This window comes from Rhodothermales bacterium, assembly GCA_041391505.1.
Classification (GTDB): domain Bacteria; phylum Bacteroidota; class Rhodothermia; order Rhodothermales; family JAHQVL01; genus JAWKNW01.
On record JAWKNW010000012.1, the window covers coordinates 90,612 to 107,974 of the forward strand.

A 17,363-nucleotide genomic window follows, 5' to 3' on the forward strand; every position below is an offset into this window, starting at 1 on the left:
CTAAGGTGGTAGGTTTGGGGTTCAAGGCGTGGAGCGATCGCATGCGCTCGATCGATTCGCCTTGGTCTATAATCCTTGGTCTATAATCCTTGATCTTTAATCTTTGAGCCTCAAACCCCGCCTCACGGCAGCGCCAGGTTGAACGTCCCCCCGATCACCATGAAGCCGCGGCGTTCGAAGAGTGTCCCCTCGGCGGCTTTTGCCCCCGGTCCGAACAGGTTCCATCCCATGCCCAGCGTGAGGCGCTTGAAAAACGTGACGGAGCCCGTCATCCCGAAATCCACCACCCGGCTTTCGTAGCCGATGAAGAGGCCGCCGATGTTGAGGCCCAGGTCGTCCTTCTCGTCCAGCGCATAGGTGGCGCCGATGCCGACGCTGTTGAGCACCTGCACGTCGCCGTTGAACGAGACGCGGACGACGGAGGCGCCGGCGGTGACGTCCCACTTCTCGCGCGGCGACCGGACGACGCGCACCAGGTTGAAGTTCGTCGAGTCCTGCGGCGTGGTGAGGCCGACCTTCAGGATGTGTTCGGGCTCTACCTTGCCATCCAGGTTCACGAGCACGGTCTCCTGCATGCCCCGGGTGATCCGGTACTTCTGGGCGTGGAGGACCGTGTTGATGTTGTTGTCCCGCACCTCGAGACGGATGTCCTGCGCCTCGGCATCCGCCGGCAGCAGGTCGCCGCTGAGCGAGAACACGATCTGGCCGTTGGAAGGCGCCGAGAGGAAACCGTTCGACTCCGACCAGTAGGGCATGTCGCGCCGGGTCTTTTTATCGTATCCCCAGCGCACATAGGTCGCCGGCTCGGCCCAGGTCACGATGCGGGCCGGGATGGTCTGGAACCGGATGTTGTCGCGGATGAGGTACAGTTCGATCGGCCCGGGCACGGCGTCGGTGCTCGCGCGAAGGGTGATTTCCAGCGTTTCGTCGGTCAGCACCGTGTTGCCGCGGATCACGCCGGCGTCGGAGACGACGGTCGACTCGGTCAGGTACCGGCCCGAAAGCGCGATCTTCCGCTGCTCGCCCGGCCGGATGACGATGGGCTTGCGCTCGGCGATGCGGGGCGACAGGTAGACGTCGAGCACGCCGGACCATTCCCGGAAGCCGTCAGCCGAGCGGATGGTGAAAAACCGTTCCAGCCGGCCGGACACGTCGTAGGCGCCTTCGTCCTCGGGCAGGTTCAGCTCCGCCTGGATCACGCCGGCGCTCCGCGGCTGGAGCGGCATCGGATCGAGTCCCTCCACCTGCAGGATGTAGCGCTCGCGGATATCGAACGGCCGCTCGCTCTCGGAGCGGAACTCGACGCGTTGTTTCTGGCCGAAGTACAGCTTGCCGGATCGGCTGCGCACGGTGGCCTTCGCCGGCTGGACGTCCCGCGAGACCGTGGCCTCGCGCTCGGCGATCTGTCCGTCCATGTTCTCCACCACCACCGTCAGCCGCTCGGTGCCGCTCGGGATGCGCGCATCGAACTGGATCATGTCCGGCTGGACGGTCGGGCGGCTCACGTCGTCGAGCGGGCGTTCTTTCAGGTAGGCGCGCGCGCCGTCGGCGAACCCGTCGCCCAGGACCGTGATGCGTTCGCGGGTGTTGCCGGCCTGGAAACGCGCCGGCTGGATCGCGGCGATGCGCGGCGGCCGGGCGCGGACGGGCAGCTCGCGCTCGTAAAGCGTGGGGGTAAACGGATGGACGACGTCGAACCGCAACGGCCTCGCGTGCGGTCTCGGGTTTTGCATGTGGACGTGGACGACGAGGCTGTCCGACCGGTCTTCCCATGTCACGCGTTCCATCGTGAAGGCCGAGTCCTCGAAGACGATCCGCGTCCCCCTGTAGAAATGGTCGCCGGCCAGCATCAGATCGAAATCCGTGAGATCGCGCAACCGGAGATCGAGCGTGTCTTCCACCGCATGGTTGGCCCGGACATGGACGCGCCGCACCGTGGGCCGCGCCCCGAGCACGGTGAGCTGGCCCTCCCGGATGGGCTGGTCGGCCGCGCCGGTGAAGAGGAAAAACGGATGCCGGCCGAGCGCGCGCAGGTTGCCGGTGGCAACCACCGTGAACTGGAGCCGGTCCGGACCGAGCCGGCGGATGTCTTCGATCTGCAGCTCCGACGAGTCGGGGAGAAAAATCCGGCTGTTTTCGGTCAGCGAGCCGCGCACGTCGAGCAGCGTGACCTCGTACCGGCAGGGCGAGCCGGGGGTGTGCGTCAGGGCATCCGGAATGAGGATGAGGTCGCGCCCGGATTGGGCCTGCGCGACGCCGGCGACGAGCAGCGCCAGGAGGATGGGGAGCCGTTTCAAGATATCGTGCAAAAAGGTCATCGGGTGGAGATGCGTAAATATATAAAGGTCTTCCCGGAGGGGCGAGTCCTCGGAAGCGAGGGAGGGCCGGGATGTGAGGATTTGGGGGAAGATGAAGAAAGTTTGCCGGCGGGCTGTCGGGTTCTGAACGCCGCTTGCGCATCGTTTAGTGTTCGGGATGCACCGGTCACGTGGTTCACCGGCATCCCGACCGGTCCGCCGAATCCGACAGGGTTCGGGTGGACGCACAGGAAACCCGTCGTCGTCGGTTTGACGGTGACGAGTACACGCCTGAGGGGGGCGTGTCCGGCGCAGGCGCCGTCGCTTGAGGAGGAAGCGGCGGCGCCGGCCGGGCGATCCGCCTCGCCCCGCCCCATCCCCATCCAGAACGGATACGTCCATGATGTGCCTGTCTCCCCTTTCCGTAGCGCCGCCCGAGACGGATTTCGGCGCGCTCGTGCAGATGATCGATGAGCCGTTGAGCGATGTGCATTACTGGTGCCTCAAGCATGAGGCGAGCGCGGATGACATCCAGAATCCGTACTTCTATCTGGGCGGCCCCATCCGGCTCACGTTCGGGAACGGCCGGCAGGTCTTCCTCGTGTGCGAAGAGCGGCCGAAAGGGCCCTCGCGCCATGTCGTCCTCGCGCGCCGGGAGCGGGAATGGCTCCCCGATTATTACCGCGACTTCAACGCGACGGGTGCGCCGGTCTGGAAGCACATACTCGGCAGCCGGCTCCGGCAGATCGACGTGATGGGATGGAAGGGCGCCCCGAACGTCGCGGCGCTGACGTTCGAACGCGGGACGGTGTACGTCGGGACCGGCTACGCCGGCACCTTCGGCGATGGCGACGACGTCATGGTCCGCGGCCACCATGCATTCTGGACGGCGCCCGAAGTGCAGAGCCTGCGCATCCTCGCCAGCCTGTACACGACGTCCTACCCGGTCGCAGCCTGAGGAACGATCGAACGTTGAAACGTAAAATCGTTTCTCGTTCATCAACCTCGACTGGCATGCGATTACAGAACAAAACCGCCCTGGTGACGGGTGGCGGCACGGGCATTGGGCGCGCCATCGCCGAGCGTTTCGTCGGCGAAGGCGCGCGTGTGGCGATCAGCGGGCGCCGGCAGGAACAGATCGACGAAACGGTCGCCGCGCTCCGCCGCGCCGGCGGCGACGCGATCGGCATCCAGGGAGACGTTTCGGTCGAGGCCGACGCCGCGCGGATGGTCGAGACCGTGATCGAGCACTGGGGCCGGCTCGACGTGCTCGTGAACAATGCGGCGACCATCGTGAGCCGCACGCCCCTCGGCGACACCCCCGTCGAGGCCTGGGATCGCATGATGGACATCAACGTGCGCGGCGTCTTTCTGGTCTGCCGCGCGGCGCTGCCGGCGATGACGCAGGCCGGAGGCGGCGCGATCGTCAACATCGCCTCGGTGGCCGGCCACCGGGGACAACCCACCAACGCCGCGTACAGCACCACCAAGGGAGCCGTCCTGAATCTCACCCGGTCCCTCGCCGCCGATTACGGGCCGCACGGGGTACGGGTAAACTCCGTGTCGCCGGCGCTCGTCGAGACCGAGATGGCGCGAACCCGCCTGAAGCCGGGCGAGAGTTGGGACGAGCGCGCCGTCCGGGAATGGGTGCCCAACTACCCCATCGGGCGGCTTGGCAGGCCGGAGGATATCGCAAACGGCGTCCTGTTTCTGGCGTCCGACGAGGCGTCGTGGATTACGGGCATCGACCTGCTGATCGACGGCGGATACATGGCGAAACTATAGCGCGATGCGTTGTGCCCTACGATCCGACCAGGCATCGCAGGCGCTCTATCCGGTTGAAGGGCTATGATTACAGCCAGGCTGGAGCGTACTTTGCCACGGGCGGGTCTGGCAACGTAATTATTACGAACACATCATCCGACACGACGCCGCTATGGAACGCATCAGGCAGTACATCGCCGAGAATCCACTACGGTGGAAGCAGCGGAACACGCACCGGTAGCGGTCCGCCTACGCCCATGGTCCTACCCGTGCTCTATCACGACGCGCATTACGTCGCGATCGACAAGCCCTCCGGGCTGCTCGTGCACCGGACGTATCTCGACCAGCGCGAACGCCGTTTTGCGCTCCAGTGTCTGCGCGATCAACTCGGGCGCCTCGTCTACCCGATCCACCGGCTCGACAAGCCGGCATCCGGCGTGCTGCTTTTTGCCCTGCACCCGGAAGCCGCTCAGCGTATGACGTCGGCTTTCGCTGAAAAAGCGGTCGAAAAGCGGTACCTGGCCATCGTGCGCGGGCATCCGGACGACGCCGGCGTCATCGATCATCCCCTGAAGGCGCTGCGCGACAAACGCTTCGAGTCCCCGGTGGCGGCCGGGACGCCGCCGGCGCCCGCCCTCACCCGCTACCGCACCCTGGCGCGGAGCGAGTGCCCCTTCGCCATCAGCAAGTACCCGACCTCGCGCTACGCCCTCGTCGAGGCCGAGACAGAGACCGGGCGCTATCACCAGGTGCGCCGGCATTTCAACCACATCCACCACCCCCTCATCGGCGACCAGAAACACGGGGATTACCGGCACAACCGGTTCTTCCGGGAGCAACTCGGTTGCGACCGGCTGTTGCTGCACGCCGCGTGGATGCGCGTAGCCCATCCCTTCGAGGAACGAACGATCGAGGTGGCGGCCCCCATGCCGGCGGACTTCGCGGCGATCGCCAGCCGGATCGGGTTGATCGCATAAAAAAAGGGCGGACGCCGTCGGCGTCCGCCCCTTTTGATCAGGTCGCAGTTCGGTTAGAGACCCACCGAATGGCGTCTCGACTCCGTCCTCGCGGGATCTGATTACTTCAACAACGTCATCCGCTTGGTGATGGCGACGCTGCCGGCTTTGATCGTGTAGAGGTAGATGCCGGCGCTGAGGTTGCTCGCGTTGAAGGAGACCTGGTAGCGGCCGGCCTCATGGTGACCGGTAGCCAGCGTGGCCACTTCCTGTCCGAGCATGTTGAACACCTTGACCGTCACGTCCGACGCCTCAGGCACCGCGTAGGCGATGATGGTCGTCGGGTTGAACGGGTTCGGGTAGTTCTGCGCCAGGTCGAAGTCGACCGGCAGATCGGACTGCAGGTTCAACACGTCCTTGCCGATGGCGATCGATTTCGCGGCAGGGGCGGCGCCGGCGCAATCCCATGCGGCGTTTTCGTTCTGGCCGGCGTCGTAGGTGAGCGCACCCGTTACGTCGTCGACGCAGAAGTTAACCACCGCATTCTTGGACAGCCCGGTGCCCGCCTGGATGATGGCGACACCGTTCGCATCCGTGACCGCGCTACCCGTGGCGACGAGATCGCCCGAGAACGTACCCGCTACGGTCGCGTTGGCGACAGGCACTTCGTTTTCATCATAGACGGTGATCGTCGCCTGGCCGACGCGATTGCGGTTGGCATCGCGCGTGACCGTCGTCACGAGATCGTGGACGTGCATGAAGTCGCCCGGGGGAGGCGGTTCACCACAGGCAAATGCTGCGGACTCGTTCTGGGCCGGATCGTACGTAAGCGAACCCGCCACAGTATCCACGCAGAAGTTGACGACCGAATTCCTGTTCACGGCGCCGCCCAACTGAATCACGGCAACACCGCTCGAGTTGGTGACAGCGCTGCTGCTGCCGGATAGATCGCCCGAGAACGTTCCATTGACGGTCGCATTGGCGACAGGGCTTTCGTTCTCATCAAAGATGGTTACCGTAGCCTGTCCGACGGGAGCGCCACCCGATTTGACAACCGCCGTAACGATCGTTTCGACGTGCATCGTTCCCGTCGTGGTGCCGTCGTTTACGGTAACCGTCTTGCTCGTCGTACCCGTGGCGCCCTGATCGTCCGTCACCGTGAGGCCGACCGTGTAGGTGCCGTTGGCTCCGTACGCGTGGCTCGGGTTCTGGGCCGTTGAGGTGCCGCCGTCGCCGAACGTCCAGCTCCAGGACACGACGCTGCCGTCGGCGTCCGAGCTGGTGTCGGTGAAGTCGCAGCTCAGCAGCGTACAGGACGACGTGAAGCTCGCAACCGGATTGATGTTACCCGTGCCCCCACCGCCGAGGTTGAACGACGCGATGCGGGTGTTGAAGTCGAAGCTTCCCGTGGCCGCATAATATTCGGTCGTAAACCAGAACGAGTTGTTATCGCTCGGGTCGACGGACATCATGCTGTAGTCGCCCCAGCGGCTGGAGGAGCCCGTCTGTACGCCGCCGCCGGCGTGCAGCAAGGTTTCGGCCACGTTCATGACACCGGTGCCGCTCTGGTCAGCCGTCTGCCCCGTCATGTAGATGGACGGAAACATCGAGCTGCCGGAGCGCGAATAGCCGAGCGCGATATCGCCGGCGGCGTTGATCGCGATCGAACCCATCCAGCGGTCGTCGGAGTCCGGGCTGTAGGTGCCGGACTGGTAAAGCGTCCAGTTGCCGGTGGTTTTACGGAACTCGTACCAGCGAACACCGAGAACGCCGGGGCTCACTTCCACCGTATGGTTGGATACCATCGACAGGTGCGTGCCAAAATCACGCACATTGAGGCGGTGCATGGTGAAGAAGGGCAGTGCGGCCAGCGTTTCACCAGGAGAAGGCTGCGTAGCGTTCGGTGTAACACCGTCGAACGCAGGGACGGAAACGCCGGCGATGCTGTTGAGAGTAGCCGCACCAGGGTTGTTCCAGTCAACATTCAGCTCCCAGAGTTCGAAGGTCGAGTTGCCATCGTCGCCGTGTCCGCCGAAGATCACCGGGCCGGAAATGGGCGCATCGGAATCACCGGCGAGGCGACCATCCGCGCTCAAACCGAACGCGTTGGCGAAGCGGACCATGGTGGCCGGCTGACCGTTGAGCATCGCGTCGCGATCCATGACGACGGCGCTCTGGCCGGCGAAGGAGGCGCCATTCGCGAAGTCGCGCGTGGTCATGGTATAACTGTCGCCCCAGATGCCGAGCTTCGGATAGTCGGGGAAATCCGTTCCGAAATTGAACTCGTACTGGTTGTAGGCGCCCGTGGGGTCGGCGGTCTGCGAGATGGCGATACACATGGAGTAGGGAGAAGCCGTGACCGCGAACTGGCTGACGAGCCAGCGATCGGCGCTTTCGTCGTAAAGGACGACGGGGTCGCCATCGTTGTTGGCTTCGCAGTCGCCGCCCAGGCCCTGGAAATACAGGTTGCCGGCGAACGGTCCCATGATCGTGTTGCCGTTTTTGTCGAAGATCTCCGACACCAGGTTGATCCACTGAACGTAGTGGTTCGGGCCTACGTCGCCGTCGGTATCCGGGGGAACGATACGAAAGCCCAGGAGGGCGGAGTTATCGTCGTCGTTCGAGCCGTCGAAGCTGACGCCCAGGGTGGGAGCCAGCGGGCCGGCTTGCGTTTGCAGCACCGGATCAAGGAATCCAGCAGACTGGTCGCTCGCATTCGTGCGTGGGGTGCCGAACTTGGTAAATTTGTTCGGAATCGCGAACGGGACCCGTCCAGACAGGGACGCGTCAGGTACGCGCATTTCGCGCAGGGGTATAGACGAATGGTGACGGGAAGACTGGACGACGGTCGGTCCTTCCTGGGCCATCGCATCGGTACCCACCACCATGAAGGCCGCTATCAAGAAGCCCAGAATAATCGTAGAGAATCGATTCATGTAGATCTCTTCGTTGGATGAATAAAATGAATGCAGGTTGCACAGGGCTAATAAATAGCCCTGCTGAAGCCCGGCATACGAATAAAGGGGGGAAGACCTCGTCTGAACGAAGACGAGTCCGAAGGGGAGTGGCTAAGAAATGATTGGGGCTGACAGAATCGCGAAGGTCATGGACCTCACAGATGCTATTCCTAGCGCAAAACATTGTAAAGAAATGTTTAAGACAAGACAACAGACCGGCCAAATTTGGCGGCGTTTCACAGGAGGCTCCCCGATGAAAGCGCCAAACTGGCCATTCGTCGCACACCATATGGAAGCATTCCGTGCGCCTTGGAGTGCGTCGCCTGGCGCATGCTCTTGCGCCATACGCTAAAGCCAGAAAGGGCGGACGCCATTGGCGCCCGCCCTTCTAAACCATGTCATGGTCGGCATCGAGAGGCAAGATGTTGCGTCTCCACGCCGTCCGCGCAGGATCCGGTTACTTCAGCAGCGTCATCCGCTTGGTGATGGCGACGTTGCCCGCTTTGATCGTGTAGATGTAGATGCCTGCACTGAGGTTGTTCGCGTTGAACGCGACCTCGTAGTGGCCGGCATTGTGGTAGCCCGACGCCAGGGTAGCGACTTCCTGACCGAGCATGTTGAACACCTGGACCGTTACGTCCGACGCTTCAGGCACCGAGTAGCCGATGATCGTCGTCGGGTTGAACGGGTTCGGGTAGTTCTGCGCGAGGTCGAAGTCGACCGGCAGGTCGGACTGGAGCTTCAGGTTGTCCTGGGCATCCGCGAAGGAGCCGGCGATCGGAGCCACGCCGCCGCAATCCCACGAGGGGTTGCCGTTCGCGTTCGGATCGTAGGTATAACCCGTCGCAACGACGTTGCTGACGCAGAACTGCAGCGAGCTGAGCTGCGCTTTCGGGAACGAGCTGGACGAGATGATCGTCGCGCGGCCTTTGTTGTTGGTCGTCGCCGATTTCGTCTCCGAGATCGGGCCCGAGAACACGCCCGTCACCGTAGCGCTGCCGACCGTCTGGCCGTTTTCGTTCACGACGGTCACGTTGGCTTTACCGAAGTAGTTGCCGCCGCCGGCATTCTGCTTGCCCAGGGTGAGGGCCGAGATGTGTACCGTCGGGCCGCCCGTGCCGCCGCCCGTCACCGTCACGCTCTGCGAGGTCGAGCCGGTAGCGCCTTCGTTGTCCGTCACCGTGAGGCCGACGGTGTAGGTGCCGGCCGCCGCGTAGGTGTGGCTCGGGTTCTGCGCCGTCGAGGTGCCGCCGTCGCCGAACGTCCAGCTGCGGGACGCGATGCTGCCATCGGAGTCCGAGCTGGTGTCGGTGAAGTTGCAGACGAGGTCGGTGCAGGATGTCGTGAAGCTGGCGACCGGCGGGTTGTTGCCGGTGCCGCCGCCGCCGCCGAGGTTGAACGACGTGATGCGGGTGTTGAAGTCGAAGCTGCCCGTGGCCGCGTAGTACTCGGTCGTGTACCAGAACGACGCGTTGTCGGTCGGGTCGACGGACATCATGCTGTAGTCGCCCCAGCGGCTGGCGCCGCTCTGTGCGCCGGTGCCGGCGTGCAGGAGGGTTTCAGCCACGTTCATGACGCCCGTGCCGCTCTGATCGGCCGTCTGGCCGGTCATGTAGATCGACGGGAACATCGTGCTGCTCGAACGGGAGTAGCCGAGGGCGATGTCGCCGTTGGCGTTGATCGCGATCGAGCCCATCCAGCGGTCGTCCGAGTCGGGGCTGTAGGTGCCCGACTGGTAGAGCGTCCAGTTGCCGCCCGTGTTGCGGAACTCGTACCAGCGGACGCCGATGACGCCGGTGGTGACTTCAACAGAGTGGTTGGCGACCATCGATTTGTGCGTGCCGAAGTCGCGCACGTTGAGGCGGTGCATCGTGAAGTTCGACAGGTCGTCGAGCACCTGGCCGTTCGGCTGGTTGGCCGAGGGAACGATGTCGTCGAATGCCGGAACGGTCACGCCCGGGATGCTGGCGAAGGTCGCCGCGCCGGGGTTGTTCCAGTCGATCGTGAGCTGCCAGAGTTCGATGGTCGTGTTGCCATCGGCGCCGTGGCCGCCGAAGATGACCGGGCCGCTGATCGGCGCGTCGGAGTCTCCCGAGAGGTAGCCGTCTTTCGTGATGCCGAAGGCGTTCTTGAAGCGAACCATGGTAGCCGGGTTGCCGGCGAGCATGGCGGTACGATCGAGGACGATGGCGCTCTGACCACCGAACGAGGCGCCGTTGGTGAAGTCACGCGTGGTCATCGTGTAGCTGTCGCCCCAGATGCCGAGCTTCGGGTAGTCCGGGAAGTCCGTCCCGAAACCGAATTCATAGCGGTTGTAGGAGCCGGTCGGATCCGGGGTCGTCGAGATGGCGATACACATCGAGTACGGCGAGGCGCTCACGGAGAACTGGCTGACGAGCCAGCGGTCGGCGGCTTCGTCGTACAGCACCACCGGGTCGCCGTCGTTGTCCGCCTCGCAGTCGCCACCCATACCCTGGAAGTAGATGTTGCCGGCTACGGGGCCGAGCAGGGTGTTGCCGTTGCGGTCGAAGATCTCGGTCACCGAGTTGATCCACTGGACGTAGTGGTTCGGCCCTACGTCGCCGTCGGTATCCGGCGGAACGACGCGGAAGCCGAGGATGGCCGAGTTGTCGTCGTCGCTGGAGCCGTCGAAGCTGACGCCGAGGGTCGGCGCGAGCGTGCCGGCCTGCGTTTGCAGCATGGGGTCGACAAAGTCGCTGGCCTTGTCAACCAGGTTGCCGGCCGGCCGGCCGAACTTGGTCAGCTTGTTCGGGATGGCGAAGGGAGCGCGGCCGGACTGGGCGGCCACGGGCGCGCGCATTTCGCGCAGGGGTATGGAGGTGTCGTGACGGACGGCCTGGACGATTTCCGGGGCGTCCTGTCCCAGCGCTTCTGTGCCGGTTACCATGAAGGCAACTATCAAGAAGCCCAAAACAGCTGTAGAGAATCGATTCATACAGATCTCGTTTATGGATGGAGTAAACCCCTGAAGGCCGGAAACGCCAAAAAATAGGAAGCACTGCCGCTACCGGCATCCAAAGAACGGGGGGAGAAGAACCCGAATAACGAAGCGAGTGCGAGGGGCTGCTCGGCTGAGAATTGACTGGGGCAGAGCCGATTGGTCAAAGACCTCGCATGGGGTATTCCGGGCGGATCAGATTGTAAAGAAAAGTTTAAGTCAAGGCAATAGAGCCGCCCCACATAAAAAGCGCTTTTCTGCCGGCGCATATCCGAAAGCGCTTTTCTTTCCCGGGTCGCGCGCCAGATCGGAAGCGTCCGATGAGCCACGGATTGCGTCGGATGGCGCATGCCCATGCGCCGGCGCTAAACGCACGAAGGGGCGGACGCCGTCGGCGCCCGCCCCTTCCACAGATCGTTCGATCCGTCGGTTATTTCAACAGCGTCATCCGCTTGGTGATGGCGATGTTGCCCGTCTTGATCGTGTAGATATAGATGCCCGCGCTGAGGTTGTTCGCGTTGAACGCGACCTCGTAGCGGCCAGCCGTGTGGTAGCCCGATGCCAGGGTAGCGACTTCCTGGCCGAGCATGTTGAACACCTGGACCGTCACGTCCGACGCCTCAGGCACCGAGTAGCCGATGATCGTCGTCGGGTTGAACGGGTTCGGGTAGTTCTGCGCGAGGTCGAAGTCGGCCGGCGTCTCGTCGAGCGCGTCGAAACGGTCGCTGGCGGCGATGCCCGGGGCAGCCGTCACGCCGGAGCAATCGAACGCCGCATCCGGGTTGTCGGCCGGCTCGTACGTGAGCCCGCCGCCGGTGACGTCCGTCACGCAGAAGAACGTTTCGTTGAGGATGCGGCGGCGGCTGCCGTTGGTATCCGACACGAATACCGCGTCGCCGTTGCCGTCGGTGAGTTCGGGGCCCTTGCCGGTTTCGGTGATGAACCCGTAGAACTCGCCCGTAACCGATACGCCGGGAACGACGTTGCCGTCGGCGTCGACGACGTTCACCGTCGCTTCAGCGAAGCGGCCGCGTTCGCCCGTCTTGCGGATGGCGTCGATCAGGATGCTCGCGATGTGCATCGTCGCCGTGACGGTGCCGTCGTTGACGGTGACCGACTGGCTGGTCGAGGCCGTGGCGCCCAGGTCGTCCGTCACCGTGAGGCCCACCGTGTACGTGCCGTTGGCCGCGTAGGCGTGGGTCGGGTTCTGGGCCGTCGAGGTGCCGCCGTCGCCGAAGGTCCAGCTCCAGGAGACGATGCTGCCGTCGGCATCCGCGCTGGCGTCGGTGAAGTCGCAGCTCAGGAGCGTACAGGACGACGTGAAGCTGGCCACCGGCGGGATGTTGCCCGTGCCGCCGCCGCCGAGATCGAACGACGCAATGCGCGTGTTGAAGTCGAAGCTGCCCGTGGCCGCGTAGTACTCGGTCGTGTACCAGAACCGACCGTCGACCGGGTCGACCGACATCATGCTGTAGTCGCCCCAGCGGCTGGCGCCGCTCTGCGAGCCGCCGCCGGCGTGCAGGAGGGTTTCTTCGACGTTCATGATGCCCGTGCCGCTCTGATCGGCCGTCTGGCCGGTCATGTAGATCGACGGGAACATGGCGCTGCTCGAACGGGAGTAGCCGAGGGCGATGTCGCCGTTGGCGTTGATCGCGATCGAGCCCATCCAGCGGTCGTCCGTGTCCGGGCTGTAGGTGCCCGACTGGTGCAGCGTCCAGTTGCCGCCCGTGTTGCGGAACTCGTACCAGCGGATGCCGGCCGTGTTGGCAGTCGTTTCCACGGTGTGGTTCGAGACCATCGACGTGTGACCGCCGAAGTCGCGCACCTGGAGGCGGTGCATCGTGAAGAACGAGTGGTCGTCGAGCACCTGGCCGTTCGGCTGGTTGACCGACGGCACGACGCCGTCGTACGTCGGGATGGTCACGCCCGGGATGCTGGCGAAGGTCGCCGCGCCGGGGTTGTTCCAGTCGACATCGAGCTGCCACAGTTCGAACGTGGTATTGCCGTCGTCGCCATGGCCGCCGAAGATCGCCGGGCCGGAGACGGCGCCGTCGGCATCGGCCGGCAGGTAGCCGTCGATCGAGGTGCCGCCAAAGGCGTTCGGGAACCGCACCATGGTGGCCGGCTGGCCGTTCAGCATGGCGCTACGATCCATCGCCACCGCGCTCAGGCCCGAGAAGAAGGCGCCGTTGCCGCCGAAGTCGCGCGTGGTCATCGTGTAGCTGTCGCCCCAGATGCCGAGCTTCGGGTAGTCCGGGAAGTCGGTTCCGAAGTTGAATTCGTACTGGTTGTACGAACCCGTCGGATCCGGCGACGTCGAGACGGCCACGCACATCGAGAACGGGGACGCGGTCACGGAGAACTGCGCGACGAGCCAGCGGTCCGCGGATTCGTCGTAGAGGACGATCGGGTCGCCGTCGTTGTCCGCCTCGCAGTCGCCGCCGAGGCCCTGGAAGTAGATGTTGCCCGCGACGGGGCCGAGCAGCGTGTTGCCGTTTTTGTCGAAGATCTCCGTGACGGAGTTGATCCACTGAACGTAGTGGTTCGGGCCAACGTCTCCGTCGGTATCCGGCGGAACGACGCGGAAGCCGAGAACGGCCGAGTTATCGTCGTCGCTGGAGCCGTCGAAGCTGGCGAAGAGATTGGGCGCGAGCGTCCCTCCCTGAACCTGCAGCACGGGATCCGTGAAGCCGGTCTTGTCCAACGCGTCGTTGCCCTTGACATCGATCTTGAAGCCCTTGTTGGGGATGGCGAACGGCGCCCGCACCGCCTTGGCGGCGGACGGCATGTTCACCTGCCCGAGCGGGACCGATGTATTGTGGCGGGAAGCCTGGATCACTTCTCGGGGACCATCCTGGGCCAGGGCCTTGGAGCCCGGGACCATGGCCGTGGCTATGAGAAAGCCCAGCACAGCAGTAGAGAATCGATTCATAAACGTGTCTCCGTTAATGAGAATGGAAAAAGATCCCCTTGGAGCGCCCGGCGACAGGCCTTCCTGGAGGAGGATCTTTAGCGGTACACGGACGGGGGAGGGAGTGGGGGAGGGAGTGGGGGATTTAGGAGGGGCTAATCAATAAACATTCCATAAAGCTAGGCCTGCTTATGGGGCAACAGAGGCGCCAATAGCGCCCCAGTCGATGGAACTATGGCGCAGATTACCCGGGGTCGATACGTAAAACCCCGACTCGAAATGAGACACGTGTCAGCGCGTGCCTTCGCGCAGCACCGTGTAGGCGCCGAGGACCGGCGGCGGGAAGGGTTCGCGATGGCCATCGGGCCAGAGGACGGAGACGCTGTCGATCGCGGTCGATGCGCCGAGGCCAAAGAGCACGCGGGGGTCGTTGCTCGCCTGGTAACTGCCGGCCCGCTGGACGAGCCGCCAGCGCGCCACGCCGCCGGCCTGCACCCGCACTCTGGCCCCGATCGCCGGCTGCCCGTCCGCGCGGCGAACATCGAAACCGACCCAGTTGCCGGCGGGAGCCGTCACGTTGCGGAGCAGATGAAACGGCCCCTGGTTGTTGACGATGGCGAGGTCGAGGTCGCCGTCGTTGTCGTAGTCGGCCATGGCCACGGCGCGCGTGGTGGCGACGAGCGGCGGCGCCACGCCGCCTTCCGGCTGCAGTTCCTCGAAGCGGCCGGGGCCGATGCCGCGAAAGAGCTGGTTGGGTTCGGCGAAAGGATCCTCGCGCCCCACGGCGCCGGCCCGGCCGACGCGCCCGTTGCCCACGAAGAGATCGAGCCATCCATCGCGATCGAAATCGCCCATCGCAAGGCCGAAGCCGGTATAGGGCAGGCTGGGCGAGGCGAGTCCCGTCGAGACCGAGACATCCTCGAAGAAGCCGCCGTCGTTCCGGTAGAGGGTGTTGGACTCGTCGCGCAGGTGGGTGACGAAGAGGTCGAGGTCGCCGTCGGCTTCGATGTCCACCGCCACCACGCCCATGCCGGCTTCCGACATGCCCTGCCGGTTTACGGCCGCCCCGGCGCGCAGCGCGCGGTCGACGAAGGTGCCATCCCCCTGGTTGATCCACAGCTGGTTCGGGTTGCCGTCGTTGGCGACATAAAAATCGATGCGGCCGTCGTCGTTGAAGTCGCCCGGGGCAACGCCCAGGCCGTTCGCCGCCACGGTCCCGATGCCCGACGCCGGGGTGGCGTCCTCGAAGCGGCCTTTTCCGATATTCCGGTAGAGGACGTCGGTGGCCGGCGCGCGGTAGTTTTCGGGATGGCAGTAGTCGCGCCCCGCGCCCCCGCTCGCGCATTCGAGTTCCTGCCCGGTGGACCAGTGGATGTAGTTGACCACGTAGAGATCGAGGCGTCCGTCCTCGTCGTAGTCGACGAACGCCGCGCTGGCGCCCCAGCCCGGATGTCCCACGCCGGCTTCGGCCGTCGCGTCGGTAAAACGGCCGTCGCCCTCGTTGCGATAGAGGACGTTGGGGCCGACGTTCGTGACGTACAGGTCGTCGTCGCCATCCCCGTCGTAATCGCCGACGGCGGCGCCCATGCCGTAGCCGGTGTCGCCTACGCCGGCCTCGGTGGTGACGTCTGCAAAACCGGCGGCACCGTCGTTGCGGAAGAGCCGGTTGCCGGGGCCGCGGGGTCGCGCGGCGTCCGGTTCGCCTCCCTGCACCAGATAGAGGTCGAGGTCGCCGTCGCGGTCGTAGTCGATCCATGCCGCCCCGCCCGACATGATCTCGGGGAACAGAAAGCGCGGCTGCACCGCCCGCACATGATCGAACGCGATGCCGCTCGGACGCGCTACGTCCTCGAACCAGGGCCGGGAAGGGGCCGCGGCCTGCGTGGGCGACTCCGGGGGGGATCCGCAGCCGGCACGCCCGAACAGGATGAGCATGCAGAGGAGGGCGGTAAGCGAGGCGATGTGCATCTCCATGTGGCGCCGGCCCCTAGCGGGCGGCGAAGCGGGCCGTCAGTTCGTCGACCAGGCGGTGGTTGGGGGCGAGCCGGTGGGCCTCGGCCAGCGCCGCGCGGGCCGCTTCGGGGTCTCCCAGCTCCCAGTTGGACTGCGCGAGGCCGATCCAGACCGGAAAGAGCCCGGGCTCCAGGGCTACCGCCCGGCTGAAGTGGGCGCGCGCCTCCTCGTACCGTTTCAGCTTATAGCAGATGTCGCCCGAAAGGCCATGATTCTGGGCCGTCCCCGGGGCGAGTTCGCGCGCGCGGTCGGCGCTGGCGAGCGCTTCGTCGAGGCGTCCGAGCTCGGTCAGCGCCTGCGCCCGGGCCAGGTGGGTGTTGTCGCGCTCCGGCGCGCGCGCGACGGCCATGTCGGCATACCGTAGCGCCTCGGCCGGCCGGCCCTGGTACAGGGCCCAGTTGTACAGGTTGAGCGGCGTCACGAAGGTGGTGGTGTCGAGCGGCATGGCGCGTTTCAGGAGGCGCTCCGCGTCGTCGAACCGGCGCATGCGGAGGTAGCCCGACCCCAGCGTGTTGAGGAGCATCACGTTCGATGCGTTCGTCCGGTAGGTTTCTTCCAGGAGGCGCACGGCTTCCGAGGGGTTGCCGCCATCGAGGTAGGCCCCGGCGAGCGTGAGCCGGCCGGTGAGGTTCACCGTGTAGGCGGTGATCTGCGGCTTGAGTTCGTCGGGCTGGTACGCCGGGACGGCGCCGACGCCGCGCTGCAATTCGATGTCGCCCTCGGCTTCGCGACCGAGGCGCGTGTAGGCGGTGCCGAGCAGGAAGTGCGCCCGGCGGTAATCGTCTTCGAGTCGGATCGCCTGTTCCAGCACCTGCGCGGCGTCTGCATGGCGACCGCGCTGGATGAGTACGTCGCCGAGGCCCACGTAGGCATACGGCTGGCTCGGCGTGAGCGCGATGCCGCTTCGGAAGGCGGCCTCGGCGCCGTCGAGGTCGCCGGCCTCGAGCAGCGCCTCCCCGAGGTACTGCTGCGCCGGCGCGTATTCGGGGGCGTCCGCCGCGAGGTCGCGCAGCGTTTCGAGCGCGGCGTCGGCGTCGCCGGCCTGCCGGGAGGTGATGGCGAGATGGAGTCGCCAGGCCGGACGGGCATCGAGGTCCACCGCTTGCGCATAGCTGGCGCGCGCCTCGGGCCAGAGGCCATTCGCTTCGTAGGCCATGCCCAGGTCGGCATGGACCGCGGCATCCCGGGGCGTGGCCGCCGCCGCAGCGAGGCGCGGCGTGAGGAGCGCCTCGACGGCCGGTTCCAGATCGCCCGTGGGCCGTACGACCTCGGGAGCCGGATTGACATAGGGCCACGCCAGCGTCGCGGCGATGCCGGCGGCGAGTACGAGCAGGATCGGGATCCAGGGCGTCTTTCGGGCCGGCTTGCGAGACGCTCCCCTGGCGGGGCGTCGGGTCTTTGAAGCGGTCAAAATGGATGACGGATGGAGATTCGGGATGGAGTGGGGGGCGGAGGAAGGCCCTGTTCGGGGCGTTGCTTGGCCCTGCCGGCGGCGTTACTTTGCAG

Annotated in this window: 9 protein-coding genes and 1 pseudogene; 4 read left to right on the top strand and 6 right to left on the bottom strand. The window is 65.2% G+C overall.

Annotation, left to right across the window (positions count from 1 at the left end):
- Nucleotides 1-122 precede the first annotated feature (122 nt).
- A complete protein-coding gene (locus R2834_13095; GenBank protein MEZ4701267.1) occupies nt 123-2,297 on the bottom strand; it encodes a hypothetical protein in 2,175 nt (724 codons plus the stop codon).
- A gap of 400 nt (nt 2,298-2,697) precedes the next feature.
- Between R2834_13095 and R2834_13100 the strand changes: the two genes are divergently transcribed.
- The 4 genes and pseudogenes from R2834_13100 to R2834_13115 all read left to right on the top strand — a co-directional run bounded on the left by R2834_13100 (nt 2,698) and on the right by R2834_13115 (nt 5,038).
- On the top strand, nt 2,698-3,255 hold the full coding sequence (locus tag R2834_13100) for a hypothetical protein (protein ID MEZ4701268.1): 558 nt from the start codon (nt 2,698-2,700) through the stop codon (nt 3,253-3,255).
- Nucleotides 3,256-3,311: 56 nt separating this feature from the next.
- A complete protein-coding gene (locus R2834_13105; GenBank protein ID MEZ4701269.1) occupies nt 3,312-4,082 on the top strand; it encodes an SDR family oxidoreductase in 771 nt (256 codons plus the stop codon).
- Nucleotides 4,083-4,185: 103 nt separating this feature from the next.
- Nucleotides 4,186-4,302, top strand: a pseudogene (locus tag R2834_13110) (transposase).
- Between the two features lie 16 nt (nt 4,303-4,318).
- Nucleotides 4,319-5,038: a pseudouridine synthase gene (locus R2834_13115; GenBank protein MEZ4701270.1), complete on the top strand. Its 720-nt coding sequence runs from the start codon at nt 4,319-4,321 to the stop codon at nt 5,036-5,038.
- A gap of 101 nt (nt 5,039-5,139) precedes the next feature.
- Here the strand turns inward: R2834_13115 and R2834_13120 are convergent, their stop codons facing one another.
- From R2834_13120 to R2834_13140, 5 genes are all read right to left on the bottom strand, one after another.
- Nucleotides 5,140-7,953 (bottom strand): PKD domain-containing protein, encoded by a 2,814-nt coding sequence (locus R2834_13120; protein ID MEZ4701271.1) that lies wholly within the window; start codon nt 7,951-7,953, stop codon nt 5,140-5,142.
- Between the two features lie 478 nt (nt 7,954-8,431).
- Nucleotides 8,432-10,882, bottom strand: coding sequence for a PKD domain-containing protein (locus R2834_13125; GenBank protein ID MEZ4701272.1), 2,451 nt, complete (start codon nt 10,880-10,882; stop codon nt 8,432-8,434).
- Nucleotides 10,883-11,363: 481 nt separating this feature from the next.
- Nucleotides 11,364-13,865 (bottom strand): PKD domain-containing protein, encoded by a 2,502-nt coding sequence (locus R2834_13130; GenBank protein ID MEZ4701273.1) that lies wholly within the window; start codon nt 13,863-13,865, stop codon nt 11,364-11,366.
- A 270-nt stretch (nt 13,866-14,135) separates the two neighbouring features.
- Complete coding sequence (locus R2834_13135) at nt 14,136-15,818, bottom strand: CRTAC1 family protein (protein MEZ4701274.1); 1,683 nt, start codon at nt 15,816-15,818, stop codon at nt 14,136-14,138.
- Nucleotides 15,819-15,831: 13 nt separating this feature from the next.
- The gene (locus R2834_13140; GenBank protein ID MEZ4701275.1) at nt 15,832-17,268 is read right to left on the bottom strand and encodes a tetratricopeptide repeat protein; all 1,437 of its coding nucleotides are present in this window, start codon (nt 17,266-17,268) and stop codon (nt 15,832-15,834) included.
- Nucleotides 17,269-17,363 lie beyond the last annotated feature (95 nt).

What these genes read in the sequence shown, in the direction of transcription:
- R2834_13135 (MEZ4701274.1), bottom strand. Translation starts at nt 15,818, where the DNA reads ATGGAGATGCACATCGCCTCGCTTACCGCCCTCCTCTGCATGCTCATC.
- R2834_13115 (MEZ4701270.1), top strand. Translation starts at nt 4,319, where the DNA reads ATGGTCCTACCCGTGCTCTATCACGACGCGCATTACGTCGCGATCGAC.
- R2834_13100 (MEZ4701268.1), top strand. Translation starts at nt 2,698, where the DNA reads ATGATGTGCCTGTCTCCCCTTTCCGTAGCGCCGCCCGAGACGGATTTC.
- R2834_13105 (MEZ4701269.1), top strand. Translation starts at nt 3,312, where the DNA reads ATGCGATTACAGAACAAAACCGCCCTGGTGACGGGTGGCGGCACGGGC.
- R2834_13125 (MEZ4701272.1), bottom strand. Translation starts at nt 10,882, where the DNA reads ATGGTAACCGGCACAGAAGCGCTGGGACAGGACGCCCCGGAAATCGTC.
- R2834_13130 (MEZ4701273.1), bottom strand. Translation starts at nt 13,865, where the DNA reads ATGAATCGATTCTCTACTGCTGTGCTGGGCTTTCTCATAGCCACGGCC.
- R2834_13120 (MEZ4701271.1), bottom strand. Translation starts at nt 7,953, where the DNA reads ATGAATCGATTCTCTACGATTATTCTGGGCTTCTTGATAGCGGCCTTC.